The 25,606-nt window shown below is 59.9% G+C and carries 19 protein-coding genes and 1 pseudogene; 9 read left to right on the top strand and 11 right to left on the bottom strand.

What is annotated here, in order from left to right:
• Positions 1 to 5: 5 nt before the first annotated feature.
• From gyrB to dnaA, 5 genes and pseudogenes are all read right to left on the bottom strand, one after another.
• Positions 6 to 2,045, bottom strand: a complete 2,040-nt coding sequence (gene gyrB, locus IY73_RS04370; protein ID WP_053978931.1) for a DNA topoisomerase (ATP-hydrolyzing) subunit B — start codon at positions 2,043 to 2,045, stop codon at positions 6 to 8.
• A gap of 342 nt (positions 2,046 to 2,387) precedes the next feature.
• Positions 2,388 to 3,017 (bottom strand): DUF721 domain-containing protein, encoded by a 630-nt coding sequence (locus IY73_RS04365; protein WP_053978930.1) that lies wholly within the window; start codon positions 3,015 to 3,017, stop codon positions 2,388 to 2,390.
• A 236-nt stretch (positions 3,018 to 3,253) separates the two neighbouring features.
• Positions 3,254 to 4,450: pseudogene (gene recF / locus IY73_RS04360) on the bottom strand (DNA replication/repair protein RecF); the annotation flags it as partial.
• Between the two features lie 17 nt (positions 4,451 to 4,467).
• Entirely contained in the window at positions 4,468 to 5,655 is a 1,188-nt protein-coding gene (dnaN, locus tag IY73_RS04355; RefSeq protein WP_053978929.1) for a DNA polymerase III subunit beta, read from the bottom strand.
• Between the two features lie 754 nt (positions 5,656 to 6,409).
• Complete coding sequence (gene dnaA, locus IY73_RS04350) at positions 6,410 to 8,155, bottom strand: chromosomal replication initiator protein DnaA (protein ID WP_053978928.1); 1,746 nt, start codon at positions 8,153 to 8,155, stop codon at positions 6,410 to 6,412.
• 929 nt (positions 8,156 to 9,084) lie between these two features.
• On the opposite strand from dnaA, the gene rpmH reads away from it, so the two are divergent.
• From rpmH to IY73_RS04305, 9 genes are all read left to right on the top strand, one after another.
• Positions 9,085 to 9,228: a 50S ribosomal protein L34 gene (rpmH, locus tag IY73_RS04345; protein ID WP_053962697.1), complete on the top strand. Its 144-nt coding sequence runs from the start codon at positions 9,085 to 9,087 to the stop codon at positions 9,226 to 9,228.
• 20 nt (positions 9,229 to 9,248) lie between these two features.
• Positions 9,249 to 9,680 carry a ribonuclease P protein component gene (gene rnpA / locus IY73_RS08135; RefSeq protein WP_082346560.1) on the top strand — a complete coding sequence of 144 codons (432 nt, stop codon included), beginning with the start codon at positions 9,249 to 9,251 and terminating at the stop codon, positions 9,678 to 9,680.
• Positions 9,681 to 9,689: 9 nt separating this feature from the next.
• A complete protein-coding gene (yidD, locus tag IY73_RS08130; protein WP_082346559.1) occupies positions 9,690 to 10,199 on the top strand; it encodes a membrane protein insertion efficiency factor YidD in 510 nt (169 codons plus the stop codon).
• 5 nt (positions 10,200 to 10,204) lie between these two features.
• Positions 10,205 to 11,563, top strand: a complete 1,359-nt coding sequence (gene yidC / locus IY73_RS04330; protein ID WP_053978926.1) for a membrane protein insertase YidC — start codon at positions 10,205 to 10,207, stop codon at positions 11,561 to 11,563.
• 68 nt (positions 11,564 to 11,631) lie between these two features.
• Positions 11,632 to 12,126 carry a Jag family protein gene (locus tag IY73_RS04325; protein WP_053962016.1) on the top strand — a complete coding sequence of 165 codons (495 nt, stop codon included), beginning with the start codon at positions 11,632 to 11,634 and terminating at the stop codon, positions 12,124 to 12,126.
• Between the two features lie 440 nt (positions 12,127 to 12,566).
• Positions 12,567 to 13,196, top strand: a complete 630-nt coding sequence (gene rsmG / locus IY73_RS04320) for a 16S rRNA (guanine(527)-N(7))-methyltransferase RsmG (RefSeq protein ID WP_390175710.1) — start codon at positions 12,567 to 12,569, stop codon at positions 13,194 to 13,196.
• 773 nt (positions 13,197 to 13,969) lie between these two features.
• On the top strand, positions 13,970 to 14,881 hold the full coding sequence (locus IY73_RS04315; protein WP_053978925.1) for a ParA family protein: 912 nt from the start codon (positions 13,970 to 13,972) through the stop codon (positions 14,879 to 14,881).
• Positions 14,881 to 15,915 carry a ParB/RepB/Spo0J family partition protein gene (locus IY73_RS04310; protein ID WP_053962013.1) on the top strand — a complete coding sequence of 345 codons (1,035 nt, stop codon included), beginning with the start codon at positions 14,881 to 14,883 and terminating at the stop codon, positions 15,913 to 15,915. The genes IY73_RS04315 and IY73_RS04310 overlap by 1 nt, the downstream gene beginning before the upstream one ends.
• Positions 15,916 to 16,025: 110 nt before the next feature.
• The gene (locus tag IY73_RS04305) at positions 16,026 to 16,745 is read left to right on the top strand and encodes a hypothetical protein (RefSeq protein WP_053978924.1); all 720 of its coding nucleotides are present in this window, start codon (positions 16,026 to 16,028) and stop codon (positions 16,743 to 16,745) included.
• On the opposite strand, the gene IY73_RS04300 is transcribed toward IY73_RS04305, so the two are convergent.
• The 6 genes from IY73_RS04300 to IY73_RS04275 all read right to left on the bottom strand — a co-directional run bounded on the left by IY73_RS04300 (position 16,742) and on the right by IY73_RS04275 (position 25,574).
• Positions 16,742 to 17,869: an N-acetylmuramoyl-L-alanine amidase gene (locus IY73_RS04300; protein WP_053962011.1), complete on the bottom strand. Its 1,128-nt coding sequence runs from the start codon at positions 17,867 to 17,869 to the stop codon at positions 16,742 to 16,744. The genes IY73_RS04305 and IY73_RS04300 overlap by 4 nt on opposite strands.
• Positions 17,870 to 18,036: 167 nt before the next feature.
• Positions 18,037 to 18,363: a thioredoxin gene (gene trxA / locus IY73_RS04295; RefSeq protein WP_053962010.1), complete on the bottom strand. Its 327-nt coding sequence runs from the start codon at positions 18,361 to 18,363 to the stop codon at positions 18,037 to 18,039.
• Between the two features lie 112 nt (positions 18,364 to 18,475).
• A complete protein-coding gene (gene trxB, locus IY73_RS04290) occupies positions 18,476 to 19,456 on the bottom strand; it encodes a thioredoxin-disulfide reductase (protein WP_053962696.1) in 981 nt (326 codons plus the stop codon).
• Between the two features lie 92 nt (positions 19,457 to 19,548).
• Complete coding sequence (locus tag IY73_RS04285; RefSeq protein ID WP_053962009.1) at positions 19,549 to 20,103, bottom strand: RNA polymerase sigma factor; 555 nt, start codon at positions 20,101 to 20,103, stop codon at positions 19,549 to 19,551.
• 247 nt (positions 20,104 to 20,350) lie between these two features.
• The gene (gene murJ / locus IY73_RS04280; protein WP_053978923.1) at positions 20,351 to 22,975 is read right to left on the bottom strand and encodes a murein biosynthesis integral membrane protein MurJ; all 2,625 of its coding nucleotides are present in this window, start codon (positions 22,973 to 22,975) and stop codon (positions 20,351 to 20,353) included.
• Positions 22,968 to 25,574: a DUF6049 family protein gene (locus IY73_RS04275; RefSeq protein WP_053978922.1), complete on the bottom strand. Its 2,607-nt coding sequence runs from the start codon at positions 25,572 to 25,574 to the stop codon at positions 22,968 to 22,970. Before IY73_RS04275 ends, murJ begins: the two co-directional genes overlap by 8 nt.
• Between the last annotated feature and the right edge of the window lie 32 nt (positions 25,575 to 25,606).

The following is a 25,606-nucleotide window of genomic DNA, read 5'->3' as shown; positions in this document are numbered from 1 at the left end:
TGCTGCTAGATATCCAGGAAGCGCACGTCTTTGGCGTTCCGGGTGATGAAGTTGCGGCGGGCGGTGACGTCTTCACCCATGAGGATGGAGAAGGTTTCGTCGGCTGCGGCGGCGTCGTCGAGGGTGACTTGGCGGAGCGTGCGGGTGGACGGGTCCATGGTGGTCTCCCACAGCTCCTGATCGTTCATTTCGCCGAGGCCTTTGTAGCGTTGGATGCCGTCATCAGTGTTGATCTTGCGGCCGGCGTCGAGGCCTGCTGTGAGGAGGGCGTCGCGTTCGCGGTCGGAGTAGGCGTATCCGGGTTCGCCCTTGCCCCACTTGAGTTTGTAGAGGGGTGGTTGGGCCAGGTAGACGTGGCCTTCTTCCACGAGAGGCCGCATGAAGCGGAAGAGGAGGGTGAGCAGCAGGGTGGCGATGTGCTGGCCGTCAACGTCGGCGTCGGCCATGATGACGATCTTGTTGTAGCGCAGTTTGCTGATGTCGAATTCGTCGTGGATGCCGGTGCCGAGGGCGGTGATGATGGCCTGCACTTCGGCGTTTTTGAGGACGCGGTCGATGCGGGCTTTTTCGACGTTGAGGATCTTGCCACGGAGCGGCAGGATGGCCTGGTTGTAGTTGTCGCGGCCAGACTTGGCGGAGCCACCGGCGGAGTCACCCTCGACGATGTAGATTTCGCACTCGGCGGGGTCTTTGGAGCGGCAGTCGGCGAGCTTACCGGGGAGGCCACCGAGGTCGGTGGCGGACTTGCGGCGGACCAGTTCGCGGGCTTTGCGGGCGGCGAGGCGGGCGTGGGCGGAGGAGGCGGCTTTGTTGACGATGGTCTTCGCCTCGGTGGGGTTGGCTTCCAACCAGTGGCCCAGGTGTTCGTTGCATTCGCGCTGAACGAAGGAGCGAACTTCTGTATTGCCCAGTTTGGTCTTGGTTTGGCCTTCGAATTGAGGGTTGGAGACGCGCACCGAGATGACGGCGGCGAGGCCTTCTCGGATGTCGTCACCGGTAAGGTTGGGGTCTTTGTCTTTAATGAGCTTCTTGTCGCGCGCGTACTTGTTCACCAGCGAGGTGAGGGCGGAGCGGAAGCCTTCTTCGTGGGTGCCACCTTCGATGGTGTTAATGGTGTTGGCGAAGGTGTGAACGGATTCGCTATAGCCGTTGTTCCACTGCATGGCGATTTCCACTTCGTGGCCTTCGCCTTTTGCGTCGAACGCGATGATGCTGGGGTGGAGGGCTTGCTTGGTCTTGTTGATGGATTCAACGTAGTCCCGCAAACCGTTGGGGTAGTGGTACTTTCGGCGGCGGACGGCCTTCTGGGTGGCGGCTGCCTTTTCGGCTTCGGCGCTCTTGGCGGCGACGGCGAGTTCGGGGTCGCCGGATTCCGCCTCGGCGTCGAGTTCGGCTTCTTCGCGGGTGACGCGCTGGTCCTCCAGGGTGATGGTGAGGCCTTTGTTGAGGAAGGCCATTTCCTGGAGGCGGCGAGCGATGATGTCGAACTTGTATTCGGTAGTTTCAAAGATGTTGCGGTCGGCCCAGAAGCGGACGGTGGTGCCTCGTCCTTCGGCGTGGCCGTCATCCACGAGGTCTTCGGGAATGGCGTCGTTGAAGTTCTGGATCCAGTGGTGTCCGTCGCGCCAAATTTCGGCTTCGACGCGGGTGGAGAGGGCGTTAACGACGGAGATACCGACGCCGTGCAGACCGCCGGAGACGGCGTAGGTGTCGGAGTCGAATTTACCGCCGGCGTGCAGTTGGGTCATGACGACCTGCACGGTGGGGGCGCCGGAAGCGTGCATTTCGACAGGGATGCCACGGCCGTTGTCGCGTACTTCGATGCCGCCGTCTTTCATGATGGTGACGTTGACTTCGTCGCAGTAGCCCGCCATGGCTTCATCGACGGCGTTGTCGACAACTTCCCAGACGAGGTGGTGGAGGCCGCGCTCACCGGTGGAGCCAATGTACATGCCGGGGCGCAGGCGGACGGCTTCGAGTCCTTCGAGGATGGTGATGGAATCTGCGCCATACTCGTTTTTTTTCTTTTTCTGAGAGGGAGCCACAGGGCGTCGCACTCCTTTTTCACTGGTGTGAACGTTTCGATGTGTTCATCGGCGGCTGCGTGGGAGAGTGGTGTCGCACACGGCGATGGCAGCTCTTTTTGCAGACGTAATATGACAAATGAACATACTTTCTGGTCTATTCTACCCCCTCATCGCCAAAATGCCGCTTTCGACCCCCGTTTACGTGTAGGAGCCCAAAGAGAAAAAAGGTTTCCGCAAATCGCGTTTAAAACGTTTTTGGGTGATGACAGCGGCACACACTGATCCGTTGGTGTCGCACGGGCGATGTCGTAGGGATCATGTGCCGGCGGCGGGCACGCGGCGATAGTCCCCGTAGCGCGCTTATCCGTAGGTGTCGCGCGGCCCGCGGCCTTTTACATGTTTGGGGCCTTTGCGCCAGCTTGGCCGGTTGGGGCCCAGAATACGCAGCATCCGCACCGTGGAACCATAGCGTTTGCCAAGTTCAGCAAGGATTTGTGGTTGGAGGAGGCGCAGCTGCGTGGCCCATGCGGTGGTGTCGGTGCGGATGTGCAGGGTGCCCTCGTCGTCGAGTTTTTCTACATGGGAGTGGGAGGCAATTTCTTCGCCCATAATGTCTGGCCAGTTGTTGATGATGCGGCCGCCGGTGACTTCCGCCTGCCAGCCGTGTTTTTTCACCGTGTCGGCGATGAGGGAGGTGAGGAGTTGTGGATCCCATTCGTCGGGGCCGGAGCTGGTCCAACTGTAGCGGCGGTAGCGTCCGGTGCTGGCGGAGCCGGCACCGCGTTGTCCGCGCGAAGCGCGGTCGCGACTGGGCGAAATGTCGGATGATTGGCCGGTTCCAGCGTGGGGGTCGGCAGGGTTGGCGCCGGCAGAGCGGGGGCGGCTGGCGCGTCCGCGGCCGACGTTGCGGCCGCTGGCCTGGGCGGCGTCGAGGGCTGCGGCGAGGGTGCGGTGGGCGGCGTCGGAGGTGAAGTTCTCGTTCGGGCTCATTGGCCGTCCACTTCCTCTGGCTGCTCAACCTGCGCTGGGTGGGTCTGCGCTGCGTTTGTCTGCGTCGGCCGAGCCTGCGCTGGGTCGGCCTGCTCAGCGCTGCCCGGCACAACAGTACCCCGTTTAACACTGCGCGACTCGGCACTCCCCGCTTCAACACTCCCCGCTTCAACACTGCCCGGCACAGCAGGTTGTGGCTCCGCACTGCCCGACTCGGCAAGGTCAGGCTCGTTGAGCGTGGGATCGTCGGTGAGGATGCCGTCCAGAAGAGAAATGCGGTGGCTGGCCTCCCCCACGGTGCTGACGGTGTGGGTGGCGGCAACGTGAAGTTCCGTGGGGAGGTCTTCCCCAACTGCCGCGGTGATAAGGGTTTGTTCTGCTTTGGCGGCTACAGCTGCCAGGGCTTCCCGACGGTAGCGGTCCAGTTCGGCGAACACGTCGTCCAACAGCAGGATGGGTTCGGTGCCGTCTGCCGTCAACAGATCGTAGGCGGCGAGCCGTAGGGCGAGGGCGAGGCTCCAGGATTCCCCGTGGCTGGCAAAACCTTTCGCAGGTTGCACACCGAGCAACACAGTGAGGTCGTCGCGGTGGGGGCCGGCGAGGGTAATGCCACGCTCGATTTCGCGGTCGCGTTTTTCCGCCAGGCCAGCGAGCAGGGCGGCTTCCAGGTAGTCCATATCCAGGGGCAGTCCGGCTTCGCAATCCTCGACGGTGATCTGTGGAATGGAGGTGTAGCTGAGGTGTACCGGCCGGGAGTGAGGGGCTAGCTCGGCATAGTTGCGGGCGACCAGCGGGGCGATGGTGCGGAGGAGGTGCAGGCGGGCGGCAACGAGTTGGGCGCCGACGCGGGCTAGTTGGGCATCCCAAGCATCCAAGGTGGCTAGCGCGCTGGCGCCGGCGGAGGTGCGGTAGCCGTGGCGGAGTGCCATACTAGCGCTTTTCAGTAGTGCGTTGCGTTGCCGCAGGATTTTGTCGTAGTCGTTGGTAACACCGCGTAATCGGGGGCGGCGTTGGATGAGGAGGTCGTCCAGGTAGGCGCGCCGGCCGGCGGGGTCGCCACGAACCAGGCTGAGGTCTTCGGGGGCGAAAAGAACAGTGCTGATAACGCCTAAGATGTCGCGGGGTCGGCAAGGGGAAGTGTTGATGGTGGCTTGGTTGGTTTTGCCGGTGTGGATGTCGAGGGCGACGGTGAGTTCGCGCCGGTTGTGGACGGCGGTGGCGGCGAGCTGGGCGGAGTCTGCCCCTTCGTGGATGAGGGGGCCATCACCGGAGACTCGGTGGGAGCGGAGGGTGGCCAGGTAGTTGATGCCTTCCAGGAAATTGGTTTTCCCTTGGCCGTTGGCGCCCACGAAGACGGTGATGCCGGGCTGCAGATCCAGGGAGAGATGGTCCCAGGAGCGGAAGTTGTGTAGTTCGCAGTGGCGAAGGAACACGGTATGCTTTCTGCCGGCTATCCGGGTAGACGGACGGGCATCAACAGGTAGATGTAGTCAGTGTCGGGTGCCGGGTATTCGCCTGTGTCGTTGGCTTCGGGTTCGTTATCGATGCCAGGGATGATGACAGCGGGCCGGTTGGGGGTGGTGAATCCGAAGCTGGCGGTGGTGCCGTCCAGCACGGAGAGGCCGTCTAACAGGTAGGAGGGGTTAAAGGCGATGGTCATCGGCTCGCCCCAGTATTTCACCGGGAGGGTTTCTTCGGCTTCGCCGGAGTCGTCGCCGCCGGCGGTGAGTGTGACGCTTTCGGGGGTGAAGGCGAGGCGTACTTGTGCGCCGCGGTCGGACATCAGGGAGACGCGCTTGATGGAGTCCACCAGGCTGGCGATGTCGACGGTGGCAATGGCGTTGTGGGCCTTCGGCAGGAGGGTACGGAAGGGTGGGAATTGGGCGTCCAAGAGGCGGGTGGTAATACGACGGTTTTCGCCAACGATGCCAAGGAGGCCTTCTCCGCCGAGGGTGTCATTGGCGCCGCCGAGGGCGAGTTCCACGGGTGCGGTGGAGGTGGCGGCGAAAGTTTTGGCAGTTTCCGAAAGCATCTTGTTGGGGATGAGGACGGCGGCGTCGCTGAAGGAGGCGAAGGGGTCCCACTCGAATTTGCGGACCGCCAGGCGGAAGCGGTCGGTGGCGGCGAAGGTGACGGTGATGTCGTCAATTTCCATGCGAATGCCGGTGAGCATGGGGATGGAGTCGTCGCGGCCGGCGGCGACGGCGACTTGTTTGACCGCATCGACGAAGATGTCAGCGGGGATACTGCCGGTTTGGGTGGGGAGAGCAGGGAGGGCGGGGTAGTCCTCGACCGGCATGGTGGGCAGAGTGAATTTGGCGTTTCCGCAGTTGATATGGAGTTTCGCGCCGTCAACGCTGACGGTGGCGGTGGTTTTGGGGAGGGCGCGGGTGATGTCGGAAAGGAGTTTTCCAGAGACGACGACGCGGCCTTCTTCCACCACTTCGGCGGGGATGGTGATTTCGGTGGAGATTTCGTAGTCGAAGCCATTGATGGTGAGTCCGTTGTCGTCGGCGGTGAGGAGAACGCCGGCAAGGACGGGCATGGCGGGGCGTTGGGGGATGCTGCGGGCGACCCAGGTTACAGCGTCAGCAAAATCACTGTGGTCGACACGGAAGTTCATATCGGTGAGTTCCATGAGCGTACGGGTCTCCTTCTCATCACAACTTTCTGTTGTTTAGGTTAGCTGGTTCGGCAGTCTTTCTCATCCGGGAACGACGCTGAGGTTCCGAGAGGCGAGGGTTTGGGTTGTGTTGTCCCCACCTCCTATTTCTATATTTCTTTTCTTTAAATATGTAGTTCTAGTAATAGGGGTTGTGGAAGATGTGGATGATGGTGGTTCTGCGCAGCTGGGAGTGTATTTCTTCATGTGAATTTTTCCAGGGAAATTGTGGATGAATTGTTGATAACTTTGAATGCTTGTGGATAACTTTGCGCGGGATTCACAAGAGCTGGAGACTTATCCACCCTTCACCCCCAGATTTGTGGGGAGTTATCCACAGGTACGAGCTGCTCGTTGTGGAAAAATATTTTTCCAGTTCAATCCCTATTTTTGGCAATAAAAATATTCACGTGGCGAATACCACAGCAACAACTGTGGCAATGACAGAGACACGTCACCCCCACTTCTTGAAAGAGGCGTTACACATCTAGCTAGGGTGTGAATAAACTTCTGGAATTTATTCTGTGCGAAAACTGGCATGGAGAGGCGAAGATCCACCGGCTGGAGAGTCAGAAGGCCCACCGGTTGAGGAGCCAGAAGGAATGACAAAAGGGCAAACCGGAGTTCTCGTTCCACCGGCCGTACCCTGTGGCACTTCTGCCACATGGCAGGAGCAAAGGCGAGCGGCAGCGAGCCAGAGAACGGTACGCGTGTTGCGAGGGGATTACCCCTACTGGTCTAACTCAGCGCGTTTCTTGATATTCGAGGTGAGCTGCTGCACCTGCGTGAACACCGTGCGGTCATCCTTAATCTGCTTCGAGATCTTCCGCTCCGCATACATGACGGTGGTGTGGTCGCGTCCACCAAACGTGGAGCCAATCTTCGGCAGTGACATCTCCGTCAACTCCCGGCACAGGTACATGGCGATCTGTCGGGCAGTGGCTAACGGGCGTGTCTTCGATGGGCCACATAACTCATCCACACTGGTCGAGTAGGCCTCCGCCACCACGGTCATAATGGTGGCGGCCGTTACCTGCACTTGCTTATCGGCAGGCACCAGATCCCGCAGCACCACTTGCGCCAACTCGGGGGTGAGCGGCTGCTTGTTAAGGGACGCAAACGCCGTCACTCGAATTAGCGCGCCTTCCAGCTCACGAATATTGCGGTCGATGCGCGAGGCGATCAACTCCAGCACCTCATTGGGCACCTGCAGCTTCTCTACCTGAGCTTTCTTGCGCAAAATAGCGGTACGGGTCTCCAAGTCCGGGGCCTGAATATCGGTAATGAGACCCCACTCGAAACGGGTCCGCAGGCGATCTTCCAGCGTGGACAGCAAAGCTGGCGGCCGGTCGGAGCTGATAACGATCTGCTTATTGGAGTTGTGGAGTGCCTCGAAGGTGTAGAAGAACTCCTCTTGGATGCCCTCTTTGCCTTCGATGAACTGAATGTCGTCTACCAGCAGCAGGTCACAGTCGCGGTAGCGCTTCTTGAACTTCTCCTTACGGTCATCACGCAGCGAGTTAATGAAGTCGTTGGTGAATTCCTCGGTGGAGACGTAACGCACTTTAAGCCGGGGGAACAGTTGGTGCGTGTAGTGGCCGATGGCGTGCAGCAGGTGTGTTTTGCCCAGGCCGGAGCCGCCCCAAATGAACAGCGGGTTATAGGCGTGGGCGGGGGCCTCCGAAATAGCCCAGGCGGCGGCGGCGGCGAAGCGGTTGGAATCCCCCACCACATAGTTGTCGAAGGTGTACCGCGGGTTCAAGGTGGGTGTTGGGGTTGCTTCGGCGGGTGCGGTGGCGGTAGGTGGCGGTGGTTTCTGCGTCACGTCCTGCTGGGGTCGGTCGGCGTCAAGGTCGGTGGTTGCCTCCGACTGCGTATGCGTAGGCTCCGTGCTAGTGGGGGGCGTAGGGGTGAACTGTGTCGCGGCGCGTTGTGCATCCGTGGCAACGGTGCTGGCCGGGGGAGTGCTCGCCGTGTCCGGGGTAGCGGGGGCGTCACCTTGTGGGAACTGCGGCCGGGTGATAGGCGTGGCGATGTTCTCGGGGCGGTAGGTAGGGATGTCCTCGGGCAGGATGCGGTCTTGTGCCACCACTGGCGGGCGCGGCCAAGGTCCCGTCACCGGGTTGGCGTTGAGGGCTTCGCGGAGGAGGACATGCGAGTCGTTGGGGTCTGCGCTGGTGGCGGGGGTCTTCTCGATAACCTTGACAGCCAGGGTGACTTCTTCCCCCAGGAACTTTTCCAGTGCGCAGGTGATGGGTTCGTGGAGGGTGCGCTCAATGGCTTCTTTTGCGAAGGTGTTGGGCGCGGAGAGGAGGGCGAACCCGTTGGTGTATTGGATGGGTTCGACGAGTTTGAGCCAAGCGCGTTGTTGAGGAGAAAGGCTGGGGCTAGTGGAGTAGGGGTTGGCAGACGCGGTTTCAAGTTCATCGAGGACTTGTCCCCAAATGTGGTGGAGGTCTTGGGTTTGCGTCACCATTTCCTCCTATCACAAGACTTTCCCGGGCGATGGTGGTCATCGTCCTCGTTATGGGGCGCTGCGGTGTGGTCTAGCTGTGCCTATGGGTGGGGCGCGGGCAGATCAGTCGCCTGTGTGCGCTGGTTGATGAGCGCAGTTGGTTATTTGTTTGTTCCTTGGCGGGCCTACGACTACCGGTGGGTGATCGAGGCACAACAAAGTTATCCACACGTGTTATCCACAAGTGTAGATAGTCCTCTGGCAGGTTTCATGGAGAAACCGTAGAGGAAGTTTTCCGGTGTGGTTTCTGTGGTGACGGTGCCTGGGCGGTGAGGCGGTGGTGGTGTCGATTCTGCCTATGAGAACTTTTCGGTCGCTCGTCCTGATGATGTGCTACCAGATTGTTTTATCACAGTTAGTTTATCGATAGACGTGGAGTTGCGGGGAATTAATTCCCTAACTTCTCGTCGCGACGGCTCGGTGTGGGCCGGGGCACGAATTGGAACCTTAGCTGGCATGAAGCCTTTCGCGCAATGTTAGGCGCGGTGGGATCGTTAGCTTCCGGAGAAGCCGCTGGTCTCGTCCTGGCAAACCCTTTCCATTTTTCTTCCACAATGTGGGAAAAACGAATTACAGGCTTGTAACCTGGGCTTTTCTTTCCGGGAAGTCTCAGCCTCAACTTTAAACATCCACTTTTTCCCCTCGCCCCCTAGCCTCCCGTTAACAGCTCCGCTAGGCTTAATCCTTTTTGATTTGTCCTGCGTGAACTAGTAGTCTTGTAAAGTCATTCCGCTTACGCGCACACTCGGTGCGGCCAAGCAATGTACTCCACCTTTTCACTTGCCCTCGGGACAGGTGTGGTGGTCAGTACCATCCGGAATCGTCAAGTGGAATCTTTAGCCGAAACCCGCACTGAACCCCAGTGCATGACTACTAGAGGAGTGGTGACCGTGGCCAAGGGCAAGCGGACCTTCCAACCGAACAACCGTCGTCGCGCTCGTGTGCACGGCTTCCGCGCGCGCATGCGGACCCGCGCCGGACGTACTCTCATTTCTCGCCGTCGCGCTAAGGGCCGCGCCTCCCTGTCCGCTTAAATCCGAGCGACGCGGCACTAATGCTTTCGCAGGAGAACCGTCTCCATCGGAGCTCTGACTTCCGCCGAGTAGTTCGCACCGGAGTAAAGGTGAACTACGGACGCGTGGTTGTCTACGCCGCACGACAGGACAGCGATAAGGAACGTGCAGCACACGTTGCCCGCTCCGCCCCCCATACGCAGACGTCGGGAAATCCCCCGCGAGTCGGACTGATCGTAAGCAAAGCCGTCGGGAATGCAGTTGTGAGACACCAACTCTCCCGGCGGCTCCGGCATACCTGCCGGGAACTCATCCCTAGTATGCCTAGCGGAGTCGATATCGTCATTCGCGCGCTGCCCGGTGCCCAACTCGTTCCCTCCCGGTGCCTGGAAAATTGGCTCGCAGAATGCCTCCACTGTATCGCCGCTAAACCTGCCCTGCACGCGCTCCCCGCTTCCGCAGCCTCACATTAAGGAGACCGCATGCGAAACGAGGAAAAGGCTTACCCGGACGATGTGCCCAACCACAACTATGAGCACAATGGCAGCGACGGCGATACGACCCAGGACTTCAACGGCCACTGCGGGCGCGGCGGACATGGCGGGCGCGGCGGACATGACCACGACGTTGCCGCAGCCACACCCCCCGGACGGCGGCTCGGCTCCGTCGAAAGCAACTACGAGTTCCGTCATCGTTCCTGGAAAAACCCGCGGGACTGGACTAGCCTGCTGCTCATCGAGGCAGTGTATTTTTATCGCGTCGCTATCAGCCCCCTGAAGCCGGTGCCCACCTGCCGGTTCCAGCCCACTTGCTCGGCATATGCCCTGGAAGCGCTGCAAGTTCATGGACTGTTCCGTGGACTTTGGTTGTCAACTATTCGTATTCTTAAATGTGCGCCCTGGCACCCTGGCGGTTACGACCCCGTACCCCCTCCCCGCCACCATAACAAGCCCCGCCAAGCCGCATCTCAACCCCCAACTGAGGAGAATTAGCCACAGTGTTGGACTTTATCTACTACCCCATCTCCTGGATTCTGTGGGCATGGCACAAAGCCTTCTCCTGGCTACTCGGTGCCGTCGGCCTGCCCGTCGATAGCAGCCCCAACCTCTCCGGCCTTGCCTGGGCCCTCGCCATCATGTTCCTCACGGTGACGGTCCGCCTCATTCTCCTCTACCCAATGGTGAAGCAGATCCGCACCACCCAGAAGATGTCGGAACTCCAACCGCAGATCAAGGCCATTCAGAAGAAGTACGCCAACGACCGCCAGCGGATGTCCATGGAGATGTCCAAGCTGCAAAAGGAAAACGGCGTCAACATGGCCATGGGCTGCCTCCCCATGCTGGTGCAGATCCCCGTGTTCATCGGCCTCTTCCACGTGCTCCGCATGTTCAACAAGATGGGTGAGGGTGCTGGCGGCATGGGTTTTACCGCCGAACAAACTCGTAATTCCGGCAACTATTTCTTTAAGCCGAATGAGGTGCAGTCCTTCCTGGACGCCCGCCTCTTTGGTGCCCCGCTGTCCGGCTACATCTCCCAGCCGAAAGATCAGTACGCTGCCTTCTACCCGCTGGGGGGCTATCACCCCGAGGATGCCCATAGCCTGTTTGTCGCTATTCTCTGCGTCACGATTCCTATGCTGCTGATTTCCGCAGTGGCCACCCACTTCAACGCCCGCATGTCGATTAACCGGCAGACCGCTGCCGCCGCCGCCAACCCGCAGGCGAACGTTATGAACAAGATGATGCTGTGGTTCTTCCCCATCATGATCCTGGGCACTGGCGTCATGTGGCACGTCGGACTCCTTACCTACATGCTGACGAATAACATTTGGACCTTCTGCCAGCAGTACTTCCTCTACAAGAAGATGGACAAGGAAAAGCTGGAAGCTAAGGAGAAGCTGGAGGAGGCTCGTGCCGCCAATGCGCCGCGCCCCGGTGTGAAGCCCAAGCGCGATAAGCACGGCAAGGTGATCGTTGTGGAGCAACCCAAGGCTGCGGAGACTGCGGTAGCCGAGAAGAAGCCCAGTGCTTTCTCTGCGCTGTTCAAGACGAAGGGTGACGGTGCCGCTGCCACCGGTGCCTCCGATTCTGCTGAAGCTGCTGCTGGTTCTGTTGGTGACAGTAACGGTGCCGCGGATGGTTCCGCCGCGAGTGATAATGCCAGCGGTGCTGCCGGTAAGGGTGCTGCTGGTAAGGCTGCTGCCAGTTCTGCCGGTGCTGGTGTCGGGGCGAAAAGCTCGGCCGCTGGTTCTGCTGAGAGTGTTGATGCTGACGCGAAGGCACAACGCCAGGCTGCCCAGCGCGCCCGACAGTATGCCAACAAGAACCGCAAGGGCAAGAAAAAGAAGAAGCGCTAGTCGTTCGTTTCTTCATTCCAGACCTAACAACACCCAGCCCATTGCTGGATGACCGCAAAGGACAACACATGAGTAAGCAACAGAAGCTTATTGATGAGGGCGAAATCGCTGCCGATTACTTGGAGCAGTTCCTCGATATTCTGGACTTCGACGGCGACATCGATCTCGACGTGGAAGGTGACCGCGCCTCTGTCAGCATTGACGGCGGCGACAATCTGGATATGCTGGTCGGCCGTGACGGCCAGGTGCTCGAAGCTATCCAGACCCTTACCCGCCTCGCGGTGCAGGAAGTCTCCGGCGACCGCTCCCGCCTCATGCTTGACATTGCCCGCTGGCGTGCAGACCGTCGTGACACCCTTCGTGCCCTCGCTCAGGAAGGTGCCCGTCGGGTGGAGGAGACCGGTACTCCGGTGGAGCTCGAACCGATGAGCCCCTTCGAGCGGAAGGTCGTACATGACGCTATCGCCCAGATTGAGGGCGTCGTCACTGAATCCACGGGTGAGGGTAAGAACCGGCACGTGGTTCTTTTGCCCGAGGACGAGTACGAGGATGACGAGGACTAAAGGTTCTCTATCACGCTGTTAGAGCTGTTGAGTGTGGGCCGAGTGTAATGCTCGGCCCACACTTTTATGTGTACTGGTGTGGTGTTAGTAGTGAATAACAGTTGTGTGGTTCGTTTTATTTTGTCACTGAGTTAGTTGAGTGGCTTTAGTTATTGATGCTGGCAGTGTTACGTACACAGAGTTATCCACATTGTGAATAACATCTGTGTAATTCTATTTTTCCTGGTCAGGAGAGGTTGTTTCACGTGAAACGGCTTGTTTTTTATTGTTTGTGGGGAACGTGTGGATAAGGCTGTGGATAACTATTTTGCATGTGTACAAAGCAGTGGGAGAGGTCTTATTCGCGTTGTTTGGGAAGGTGTCTCCGAGTACCGTGAAAGGCGGATCCATGACAGCTCCTTCGTAGCTGTTTCGTCAGTCCCCCTCTTGAGGAGCACCCAGTGACTACTCCATCTTCTGTTATCGTAGAAATGTTTGGTGAGCGTGCATCGCTTGCCGAGGCGTATGCCGACCTTTTGTGCACTGCTGGTATTGAGCGTGGGCTCATCGGCCCGCGTGAAGCTGATCGGATCTGGAACCGCCATATTCTCAATTCGGCCTTGCTCGCGGATATTCTCCCCGAAGGGGTATCTGTTGCGGATATTGGGTCAGGGGCCGGGTTGCCCGGCATTCCCGTTGCTATTGCTCGTCCTGACCTTTCTGTCACTCTCATCGAGCCGCTGCTACGGCGCGTGAACTTTCTTCATGAGGTTGTTTCCGAATTAGGGCTTGAGAATGTCTCAGTCGTGCGTGGCCGCGCTGAAGAGAATAAAGTCCAACAAGAAATAGGGACGGTGGACTATGTGACCTCCCGAGCGGTGGCACCCCTCGCTAAGCTCGCTAAGTGGTCTGCTCCCTTCGCACATTCGGGCTCCAACTTGGTTGCGTTGAAGGGCGCGACGGCCGCTGAAGAAATTGAGCGGGACGCTCTGCTGGTGGGGAAAGCTGGTTGGCGGCAGGAAGAAGTCGTTCAGCTTCACCGCGATGGGGGAGTGGAGGACACCTACGTCATCCGCGCCATTCACATCTGACAGTGAGCTAGTTGACGATTCGTGGCATTGAGAGAGTCCAATAGCTTTGCCGGTGGGAGCGTTCATGGCCTGTGGTGGGTATAGACACCAGTACCGCAGTGTGTACCTCAGTGAACTAACGGGAATTGGTTGTCTTTAGTCTCCAGTTGGTTCGAGTTCAACAATTGGTGAGACGCTCGTCTTCGTGCTGCGACAGTGTGCTTGCAGGTGGTGGCTGAGGGCGACGGCTGAATGTGGTCGCTCGCTACTCCGGTTTAGGGATCTGAGAACAAGGTAAGCCTTGCGAAGTGGACTTTGATGGATGCAGGACGGTCACTCGGTTCCAGCGACCGTAGTGGGTTTTCGGAGTAGTGGGTTATTGGAGTACGAGAATTTCGCTCCACTCAGCGACCTTTGTGCTGAGCTGTCAGTGCACAGTAGGGTGTGACCCGAGCTGTGTTGAACCTTGCAGTGACTGCACTGAGGAGGCTTGTAAAACAAGTAGATTTCGATCTAGCAGTGACTACACCCGTTAGTTAGTGATCTCCATGGGGCTCGAATGCGTACTCCGCGCCTTGGTTCGTAGGAATTGTTTCCCGTGGAACAATGCGACTCCCGTTAAGAACGTAATACAACAACTTCATAAGAACGATGCTCCCACTTTCCGTTAATAAGTTTCACGTGAAACGAACGTTGAGGGAGCAGCTCGAAACTGATGTCCCGAAGAACGGATAATCGTGAGAGAATACAAACAGACAGTTTCACGTGAAACACACCAGAGGACTATTGAAAAGATGAGCAGCTACTCCGATACTCCTATCGCGGAAGCAGCTGAGCGCGCGTCTCGAATCATTCACCGAATGGATCTCGACGATCTTCCGCGCCCTGCATTCCGTAGAATGTTTTCCGTCGCTAACCAAAAGGGTGGCGTCGGAAAGACCACCTCAGCGGTGAACATTGCGGCAGCGCTTGGTCTGTACGGTATGCGCGTACTCGTAGTTGATCTCGACCCGCAGGGTAATGCCTCTACCGCACTGGGAGCAGAGCATCGCTCAGGCACACCATCGAGCTACGAACTTCTACTGGGGGACTGCAAGCTCGAAGAATGCATACAGAAATCTACCGCGGGCGACAACGTCTTTGTTGTGCCTGCAACTATTGATCTTGCAGGTTCTGAAATTGAACTCGTCGGAATGGTGGCACGGGAAAACCGTCTGAAGGACGCCCTCGACGATGAGTATCTCGACGAACTCGATATCGATTTCGTCTTTATCGACTGCCCTCCGTCACTCGGCCTCCTGACCATTAACTCAATGGTGGCCGCTGATGAGATCCTGCTCCCCATCCAGTGTGAGTACTACGCACTCGAAGGCGTGGGACAGCTCCTCAAAAACATCAACCTCATCCAGATGCACCTTAATAAGAATCTGCATCTCTCCACGATTCTGCTGACCATGTTTGATGGTCGCACCAAGCTAGCCGATCAGGTGGCCTCCGAAGTGCGCAACCACTTTGGCAATATCGTTCTTGACACCATCATTCCGCGCTCTGTGAAGGTATCTGAAGCCCCTGGTTTTGGCCAAACAGTCATCCAATATGATCCGGGTTCTACCGGTGCAAAGACCTACCTGGAGGCAGCCCGCGAAATCATCTTGCGTGGCGCTAATGACGAAGGAGATTATCGTGAAGAAGGCGGCGAAGAATAATGGCAAAGCAGCGTAGTGGAGGGCTCGGACGCGGACTAGCTGCCCTCATCCCCACAGATGATCGCACCACCGGCCCCCGCCTCGGTGATGCTGCCGCAGATATCATCATGGGGTCTGGCACCCAGGAGAGTGCCGCAGGAACCCGCCAAGCACCGAAAAAGTCCGGCGATACAAGCCGCACGGCAGCAGCAACAGCTGCCAAGAAAGCAAAGACCCGCCCCGTGGGAGCCGTGTATCGTGACATTCCCATCGGCTCCATCCGCCCCAACGAGAAGCAGCCACGCACAGTATTCGACGAAGATGCACTGAATGAGCTAGTCCACTCCGTCAAAGAATTCGGTCTTTTGCAGCCCATCGTGGTGCGGGAGATCGCACCCAAGGCCTACGAAATCATTATGGGTGAACGGCGTTGGCGTGCCAGCCAGAAAGCTGGCCTGGAGACCATTCCGGCCATTGTTCGCCAAACTGACGATTCAGATATGCTGCGTGACGCGCTCCTCGAGAACATTCACCGCGTGCAGTTGAACCCATTGGAAGAAGCGGCAGCCTACCAACAGCTGCTGGAAGAGTTCAACGTGACCCACGAACAGCTGGCTGACAAGATCGGACGTTCGCGGCCAGTTGTCACCAACATGATCCGCCTTCTGAAACTATCGGTGCCGGTACAGCGCCGGGTGGCAGCGGGCGTTCTCTCCGCAGGACATGCGCGAGCGCTGCTCGGTGTAAAGACTGGGAGTAGCGACCAAGAAGCACTTGCTGCCCGAATTGTCGCGGAAGGCCTTTCTGTACGGCAGACTGAAGAAGCAGTCACACTCCTCAACAATGGGGGACAAACGGCTGCACCGAAGAAAACTGCGGCGAAGGTGGAGATTCCCGCCGGTATTCAAGCCGGGGCGACCCGTCTCTCCGATGCGCTCGATACGACAGTAAAGGTAGCGATGGGCCGAAAGAAGGGCCGAATCGTTATCGACTTTGGTGATGCCGAAGATGCACAACGCATCATCGATCTGCTCAACAGCCTTGGGGAAAAATAGCGCAAAAAGCCAAATAACAGCAAAAATACAAACATGTAACTACCCAAGGTTTTTTCGTCACTGTGACAGTGACAAAAATGGGGCCAGACAGACCGGGAAAGGAGGCTGCAGTGGCAGATTTACGCATCGTGCCGCTCGAACTTTCTATGGTCGAGGATCTCCCCCACCATTCCCGCGTCTGCGCCTTTTGGGAAACCGACCGCGAGCCCGGGCACATCGAACGCGGCTACGATGACTCCTTCGAAAAAGAAGCATGGCTCTCCGCTGTCCTCCTCGAATGGGGGGTCTGCGGGCAAGTACTCGTTGCTGACGAACGTGCCGTCGGGCTCGTCCTCTACGCGCCCCCGAACTACATCCCCCGCCACAAGCTCCTCCCCAGTGGACCCGTCAACCCCGACGCCATGGTGGTAAGCCACGTCTATATCACCGACAAATATCGCTCCATCATGGCTTACGTGAAACTCATCAATGCGGCCGTGGCTGATCTGCGAGACCGCGGTGTACGCGCCGTGGAGGCTTTCGGTAGGGAAGGGAACGCAGGCTCCTATGCGGGGGATGCGGACCCCAAGTCCGCCCTCGACCACGTCTGTATTCCCACGCGAGATGTGTTGTCGGCGTGTGGTTTCAAAGAGATCGTGCCGCATCCGCGGGTGTCCCGCTGGCGCATGGACGTCGATAAACGCAACCTGTGGCAGCAGTCCGTGAAAGCAGCGCTAGACCAACGCTATGTTGACCGGATGATTGAACTCATCGCCTACGAAACCGAGCGCGTCCCCGCGGGAGCCGGGGCAGAGGCGAGTACAGAAAGCGACACCGCGGCCAGTACTTAGCGGAGGCTGTTGCGCTCTACCTCAAGAAGTTCGGCAAAGGTGAAAGAACCAGTCGACAGCGTATCGTCGTTCATCAGATAGAGTCGCTTCACCGCCACCACAATGCCTTCGGCGATCGCGTCGCGACCCTCCGCAGACAACAGCAGCTCACGGTCATGCTGGTTCGTAATATAGCCCAACGACACACAAATCGACGGCATGCGGGTCAACCGCAGCACATCCCACGTGCGACCATGCGAGCGACAATCCGTCAGCCCCGTACGGGCCACCACCTCACGCTGCACAAACTGGGCCAGCAGCTTACCTACTGCGCTTACCTTGCCGTGGCTATTGCGGAAGAAAAATGTAGCCACACCATTGGCCAGTTCGTTAGGGTAGACGTCGCACTCCATGGTAATCATCAGGTCGCCATCAACCTGGTTCGCCATCTGAGCAGCATCGTCAGGAGAAATATCGCCACCGCGCGGATGAGTGATGAATGTTTCCACACCCAACGCCATCATGCGGCCCTCAATACGATTGGCAATATCCCACACCACTTCGTCGTGCAGATCCCCAATCTCCTCCGGCAACAGCTCCCCATACTGGCCGGTGCCATTGTAGACATGCGGATTCAGAATGATGCGCTTACCGGACAAGCTCGGACCAGACGAGCGAACGATCTCCTGCTCCACAATGTTGGAGGGAGAGCCGCCGGTAACACGCCGACCCAGCCGGCCAAGGGACTGAAGGGTGGCGGGGCCACAAATGCCGTCGGAGGAAAGGCCAAACTCCCGCTGATAGTTCAGCAGGGCCACATGGGTGTTGGGGCCAAAAACGCCGTCGATGCGGCTGGTGTAAAAGCCCAGCTCTTGGAGGGAATCCTGAAGGGTAGCAACGTCGTCACCGAACATTAGGTTGGTCGGCATGAAGTTGAGGACGCGGCAGCCCAGTTTATGGCTGGCCTCAGAGAGGGCGCGGCGGGTCATCGGGCCCACATAGCCGTCGACGACAAGCCCGCGCTGCTGCTGGAATGCGCAGATAGCGGTAGTGAGGTCGTCGTCGGGGTTCACAACAAAACCCAGCTCAATGAGCTGTTGGCGCACGTCTCCGTGGGCGGAGGGGTTCGTGCGGGGGTCTGTCATGATGGGTCTCCTTGGGCACCAGACACAAGAATGGCTTAGTTCAATCTTAAAAGGTTAGGCCAAATAGCACACAACTAAGCGGCACGGGTCGCATAACCCGTGCCGCTTAGTTGGCCCGTCATGGACTCGTCACCAACCCGGAGGGGATGGAAACAGCGGGCGGAGGTTTACAGCTCGTCCTTGATGGCAGCCATGATGGCAGCCTTGGGGCGGGCACCGGTGAGAGTCTTGACGACCTTGCCGCCCTTGAAGAGGAGCATGGTGGGGATGGACATGATGCCGAACATTTGGGCGAGGGCCTGCTGCTCGTCGACGTTGACCTTGCACACCACTAGCTTGTCCTTGTTTTCGGCGGCGATGTCGTCGACAACGGGGCCGACGGCCTGGCAGGGGCCGCACCAGGCTGCCCAGAAATCCACTAGGACAGGGAGTTCGGATTCGGCGACGACGGAACGGAAGTTGTCGGCGGTGACGGTGATGGTGTTAGCGGACATCGGGGTTCTCCTTTAGTGCTCTCGGAAAGGTGTGGAGTAGGACGTCGTAGGGGCTAGAAGGTGTAGTGATGAGGGGTGCTACAAAAGTTGCGGTTGCCAGGTGGTGTGTCGGCTAGGAGGCGTGGTTCATCAGCCAGGCTTGGGCATCCAAGGCAGCGACACAGCCGGAACCGGCGGCGGTAACGGCCTGCTGATAGTGGTCGTCGATGAGGTCGCCGCAGGCAAAGACTCCGTCGATGTTGGTGCGGGAACTGCGGCCATCCACCTTCACGTAGCCCTTGGCATCAACCTCAACCTGGCCCCGGACTAGCTGGGACTGTGGGTCGTGGCCGATGGCGACGAAGAGGCCTTCGACGGGGAGGTCGCTGAGGTCGCCGGTGACGGTGTTCTTGATGCGCAGGTTGTTGAGGGTGGTGTCGCCCTGGACCTCGTCAATGACAGAGTTCATGAGGAAGCGGATTTTGGGATCGGCTTCGGCGCGTTCGGCCATGATGGGACTGGCGCGAAACTCATCGCGGCGGTGGATGAGGGTAACGGACTTGGCGAAGCGGGTAAGGTAGGTAGCTTCTTCCATGGCGGAGTCGCCACCGCCCACGACGGCAATGTCTTTGTCTTTGAAGAAGAAGCCGTCGCAGGTGGCGCAGGCGCTGACACCGCGAGCTTTGAATTCTTCTTCGCCGGGGACGTTGAGGTAGCGGGGGGTGGAGCCCATGGCCAGAATGATGGTCTTGGCTCCGTAAGTAACCCCAAGGGATTCAACGGTTTTGATCTCTCCGGTGAGGTCGATCTTCTCGACTTCTTCCATACGGAGGTCGGCCCCGAAATGTTCAGCTTGGCCGCGCATTTCTTCCATAAGTTTGGGGCCTTCGATGCCCTCGTGGAAGCCGGGGAAGTTTTCGATGACCGTGGTGTTCATGAGGAGGCCACCGGCGGCGAAACCTTCAAAGACGATGGGTTTCAGTTCTGCGCGGGCAGCGTAGATGGCGGCGGTGTAGCCGGCTGGGCCGGAGCCAACGATGATAACGTCGGCGACAGTGTCGGGAGTGTTCTCAGCCACGGGTGTCCTTCTGTGAGATCGATGTGCTGTTCTCATTTTAGTGAAACGGACACCCCTGCGCATTTATTCCCCCTGGGGTATAGGGGAAAACTTCCAGGCGGTGAGCCGTTCATGGAGAAGGATGACCGCTAGGCGCTCCGGGGGAGGATGGCCTCCTGGGCGGCGGACTGGACTAGGCGGGCACGGGCGCGGTTGCGGCGGCTCTTCACGGTGCCGAGAGGGGCGCCCACCAGCTCGGCGGTTTCCTGCAAGGTGAAGCCAACCACGTCCACAAGGAAGATGGCTTCGCGCTGGTCGGAAGGAAGTTCTTTGAGCATCTGCTCGACGCTGTAGTTGTAGCCGTCCACTAGCGGCCAGTCGGTGCTGTCGCAGAGAGGCCGGTCGAAGCCTTCGCAGAGCTCGGAGGTGGGGTGGCTGTGGAGGCGGCGTTGGTGGTCGATTGCGGCGTTGGTGACAACGCGGGCGACCCACTGCACCAGATTAGAGCCGCGTCGGGGGAGTGTGCGGGAGAGCAGGTTTACGCAGGAGTCTTGCAACGCATCTTCAGCGTCGTCGCGGTTACGGCAAATGCTGTAGGCAATGGTGCGGTAGAGGCCGGTGTTGGCGTCGAAGGTGTCGAACAGGTCGCGGTGGGTCGCGAGCATCTCGTTAGGCAGGTAACGCGCTTCGACAGAGCTAAGCATGGTGTGTCCTGAAAGAATTACGCCGCACGGTGGAGAAGCCGTGTCGAGTGGTGGAGCACCCTTGTTGCGCACTACTTTAGGAACACCCGTCCAACTGTGGGGGAGCTACATGTGCGGTGACGAGTCCCTTGAGGCGGGAAATGGTGGTGTTATCGCAGGTAAAAGCAGATATTTGTGTGCGAAAAAAGTCCCAAGAAACATACTTTAGGGCGAAAATAAGCTGTAGCTAGGGTAGAAAGGCTCTCAGCTAGGAGGGAGTGTGGGAAGTGCCCTGGGGGAGGGGTTGGGTCTGCGTTTGGGTAGTGCTGCGGTGGAGGTTCTCGATACCGGCTAGTGGGTTGTGGAGGGCGGCGAAAAGGCCGGCCCCAATGCCGGTGGCCAGGGCGATACTGACCAATGAGGCCACCAAGAAGCGCAGCGGGGAGGTGTGGTGGACATTGTGGGGGGTGGTTTCCTTCACCACATTGATGGTCTCCAAGGAACTGCTGCCGGCTGTGTAAGTGGCAGAAGAGACAGCTGCGGCATTGACGGCGGGGGCAGCAGCGGAATCAGTAGCGGAAGCGGCGGTGTCAGCGGTGTCAGCGGTGTCAGCGGATGCTCCACCACCTGCGCCGACGGCAGCGGTGGAGCTAATGCCCGCTCCAGCAGCGGAAAGGCTAGCGGCGGTCACTTCGACAACGTTAGTGGCAATGTTATGGGAGGCGGCACCAACGCCGGTATCCAAGCTGGCACCGTCACTGAACTCGGCACCGTCACCACTGCTGGTGAAGGCACCTTCCTCGGCACGAGCCTGCGCCTCAGCCTGCTCTGCCACCGGAACCTCTGCGGCAGCAATGAGTGCCGTCTCCACCGGCTGGGGAACGCGAATAACCTTGTCGGCCGCCGTCACCAACATGACCCGCTTGCCGGGCTGCTGGCTGTCGGTCGCTAGCCACGTCACCTCCCCCTTCGCGTTCTTACCCTGGTAGGACAGCAGCCGGTAGCGACCCTCGCACACGTAGGCGCCGGGCAGTAAGTAGCCAGCCACCGGGGCCAACTTCGGAAGAGAAATACGGGTAGTGAGAGGGCTGTTACCGCCCGCGGTCAGCTCCAGGGCCTCGTTGAGCTGGTCAGGGACATGCTCATCAATAGCCACCCCCGAGGCTGCACCAGCGACACCGGAGCGGGAAGAGGCCCGCCGGCCAAAGTAGCGGCCACCCGGCCCAGGCAAGCGTGCCAGCAGCCGCTCCAACGTCCCCACCTCCTGCAGGGGGCTGAGTGAGAGGATAAGCACAGTAATGCCCACCAGCAGCAGCCCGGCAATAACCACCCGAATGATCATGCCGCCGGAGCCCAACTGGTCGGACAGCTGGCGAATAAACGGAATATGGTCCACCCCACACGCCACCGCAACCGCCACCAGGGACGCCCCCAGTACCCACACGCAGGTGTACAGCACCTCCCGCGAATTAAGCGTCCCGATACTGCGTTTCAGCAGGTAGGCACCGATGCTGGCGCCAGCAATAAAAGCGCAGCCGTTGGCCACACCCAGCAGAATCACCACTGACTCCGTATTGGGGGCCATAGTGATTGCCAAGCTGGACAGAATGATCTTCGTGGCGGTGATGGCAATAATGATGAAAGTAGGCGTCCAAGCTTGCTCGCGAGCGTAAAAAACGCGCAAGTGCAGCAGCACAATGCTGTAGGGGATCAGTGTGAACGCGGACAGCGCCACCGTCAACCCAATAGCGGTAGCCGCCGACACCGAGAACCGCCCGTAGGCATACAATGCCACGCCAATCTCCGGGCCGAACACCAGCATGAACACCACCACGGGCAGAATGCCGATCATAGTGAGTTTGGTGGCGACGGTAAGATCCCGAACCACGCCCTTCGTGTTGTTGTCGGCAGCATTGCGGGACAGCCGCGGCATGATGGCCGTCAACAGCGTCACCCCAATAATGCCGTAGGGCATCTGCAGCAGCAGCCACGCCTGCGAATACACACCCGGTGCCGCGTTGTCAGCCATAGACGCGATACGGTTAGTGACGAAGTAACCAGCCTGGCTGATGGCCACATACACCACAATGGCGATGCCCATCCCGGCGAACTGCTTAATGCGGCTATCGATACCCCACTCGGGGCGCAGGTCAATGCCGATTTTGCGGAGCGGCGGAATGAGGACGATCGCCTGCACCACCACACCCAGAGTGGCGCCCAAGCCCAGAATGAGCATGTGAACGTTGGTAAAGGAGCCGTTGTCGTTGGGAGCCAGCCCGCCGGGGACCACCCAGTAGAGAGTGACAAAGAAGAGGACAACAATGTTGTTCCACACCGGCGCCCACGCCCCCGGCTTGAACACACCCTTCGTGTTGAGGATGGCCATGAGCAAGGCGGATATGCCGTAGAAGAAAATCTGCGGCAACACCAGATAGGCGAAGTTGGTGGCCTGATAGACGTTCACTTTGCCGCTGGGATCCAGGCTGAGGCGGGTGAGCAGCGGCGCAGCAGCCACACACACCACCGTCACCACAATGAGCAGCACACTGGACACCGTGATGAGCCGGCGAATGAAGGAGGCACCGTGGTCCGGATCCTCCTTTTCGGCGCGCACCAGCACCGGCACCACCAGGCTGGTGAGGACGGCACCCAGCACAATCTCGGTGACGAGGTTGGGCAGCTGATTGGCGGAGTTGAAGGAGGAGAACACGGCGGCGCCAAGGCTAGCGCCCAGCAGGGTGGCTTTGATGAAGCCGGTGATGCGGCTCAGCAGGGTGGCGATAGCCATAGTGCCGGTGGAGCGCAGGACGTCGCTGTCGCTTTCTTGGCTGGCGGTGCCGGTAGTTTCGAGCTGCTGGGCACGCCGGATGGCGCGGTCGGTTTCTCTACTCATGGGAGCGTCCTTGTCCGTTGCTCCGCCGGATGAGGGGGAGTACGCGCTTCAGGATAAGGAATGCCAGGACGGCCACTGCGGCAAAGAGGAAAAAGCCGAGGAGGGGGGTGAGCCGGCTGACGCGGACGGTCATGTTGACGGTGGTACCAAGTTCTTGCCCGTCGGCGCTCAGAAGGGAGACGCTCACGGGCACGGATTGGCCGGAGGGCAGGTGGACCGGAATGTTGACGTTGAGGGAAGCCTGGGCGGGGATGGTGATGGTGCGGGCGGGGGCGAGTTCTTGGCCGGTACGGGCGCCGTTCCCGTCACCGTTGCGCTGCAGGGTGTGGACAGTGACGGTGACGTCTGCTGGAAGTTCGTTGCGGGCGACGAGGACGAGGTCGGAGTCGGTGGAGGCGAGGGTGTAGATGCTGGCAGGTTTGATGAGGGTGACGGAGCTACGCATGGCCTGGCCAGCGAGTGCAATGCTGCGGGCGTAGGCGGAGGGGTGGCCGAGCATTGGGGGGGTGGCTAGAACGATACCGGGGCTATCTTGGTGCTTATTGGGGCGGTGGTTATGGGTAGTGGGGACGTTGCCGACCAGGGTGGGGGAGATGCCCCAGTAGCGGGTGGTAGTGGCGCGGTAGATGTTGTAGCGAGCGCGTTTGTAGAAGTTGTTGTCGCCTTTGTCGGCGAAGAGGTTGTGGTAGCGGTTGATGGTGGTGACGGCGCGGGTGACGGTGGCGAGGGGTACGTCTGGCAGCGGCATGCTGGTGAGTTGCTCGGTGTTGAGGGTGCCGCGGCGGGGCATTTGCTTGGACTGGGCGAGGGCGTCGGTGAGGGATTGGGTGGTGATGAGGTTGCGGCGGGCTAGGTAGCGGAGGGTGTCGGTGAAGGTTTTGAGTTCGCTGTCGGTGACGGACCAGTGTTGCGGTGGGGCGATGATGAGAGGGGCGTCGGGGTAGCTGTTGGTGGCGAGGTTTTCGCGGCGTAGGTTGGCGCTGGTTTTCCAGAGAAGGGTGGCGACGGCGTCTTGCATGCGGGCGGTGGCGCTGTCGGCGGTGAGGAGGTAGCGGCTGTCGCTGGGGCCAAAAAGTGTGTTGCTGGGGTTGTGGCCGGTGGCGGCGAGGGCGGTGGCGAGGGTGCTGTCGAAGGGGGTGACGGTGTAGGTGGTGCCGTCTGAGCGGAACCATTGGCCGTAGCCGCTGTTGGCGACGTCGCGCAGGGGGGCTTTGGGGTTGCGCTGGTAGAGGGCGCGAGCGTGGTGGGCGTCGCGGGTGTAGGGGCTGGGGCCGGTGAGGGCGTTGGAGGAGAGGAGGAGTTCGGGGTGGTCGGCGGCGGGGAGGTCGGCGGCGGCGACCATGCCGACGTTGGGCCAAATTACGTGGCTGGAGAGGCGGGTGCGGAGGATGTAGGCGGTGACGGTGCGGCTGTCGGCCATAAGTTGGTGAGGGAGGGCGCCGCCGAGGCTGTGGGTGGTGGCGGCGAGGCTGGCGCCGGCCCAGGGGAGGGCGATGACGCAGCTGTTGGTGGCGAGGCTGCGGAGGTGGTCGAGCCAGGCTTGGGCGGCGCTGCTGTGTTTGCCTTTGTGGACGCCGTCGTGTCGGTTGGTGGGGTTGTTGAGGACCCGGTAGGGGCGGGTCATACGGTTGACGGTGCGGAGGAGGTCGGGGTCGACGGCGAGGCAGACGGAGTTGCCGAGGGTGCGGTCGTCGAGGAGGGTGGCGCCGGTGTCGAGGAGGGTGCGGAGGCGGCCGTTTTTGCCGAGGGAGATGCCGAGGTTGTCGTCGCGAAGGACGGTAACGGAGCTGAAGCTGTAGTAGCTGGCTTCTTGGGGGGTGATGGCGAGGGGCCAGAGGAGGGTGATGGGGCGGGGGGCGGTTTCAGCGGGGTCGTGGTTGGTGGTGTGGGGGAGGGAGAGGACGGGGAGGAGGGTGCGGGCGTCGTGGAGGCGGGCGCTGTCAGAGTTGTTGACGCGTCCGTTGGCGTTGATGAGGAGGGGGTAGACGCCGGGGGCGTGGATGTTGAGGGTGTCGCCGGTGCCGCCGGTGATACGGGCTTTGAGCGTGAAAGTGGTGGTGGCGCCGGGCTGGAGGGTGGCGTCGAGGCTGTGGAAGGGCAGCGCGGTGGGGTAGTTGATTTGGTCTTCGGCGAGGGTGTGGCGGAGGGCGTTGCTGTAGGGGGCGTAGTCGCCGCGTTGGAGGCGGAGTTCGATGTCGCTGATGGGGAGTTTGCCGACGTTGGTGAGGGTGCCGTTGATGGTGACGTGGTTGCTGGTGGCCCCGTCGATAATGTTGGGGGTGATGCTGGTGAGGGAGATGTGGAGGGCGTCGGGGGTGGCGTCGGGGACGGGGCTGAGGTCGCTGGTGAGGGTGCGGAGGGCAGCGTTGGTGTGGCCGCTCATGGCGGCGAGGAGGACGGAGTCTGGGCTGGTGTAGTCGGCGAAGTAGGCGGAGGGGTGCGTGGGGGGAGTGTCGCCGTAGTTGGGGGTGACGTCGAGGGCGCTGAGGTAGCTGGTGGTGGCGGCGGTGGCCGTGGCGCCGGCGAGGGCGGCGGGGGCGAGGAGGGTGCAGCAGGCGAGGCTGAGGCCGGCGATGCGGTGGCGTAGCGGTGTCGTCATTGTCCCTCCTATTGTGTGTTGTGGTGACGAGT

Origin of the sequence: Lawsonella clevelandensis (assembly GCF_001293125.1) — a bacterium.
Classification (GTDB): Bacteria; Actinomycetota; Actinomycetes; order Mycobacteriales; family Mycobacteriaceae; genus Lawsonella; species Lawsonella clevelandensis.
Note: the sequence above shows the minus strand (reverse complement) of the source record. Positions and strands in the feature narration are given on the sequence as shown.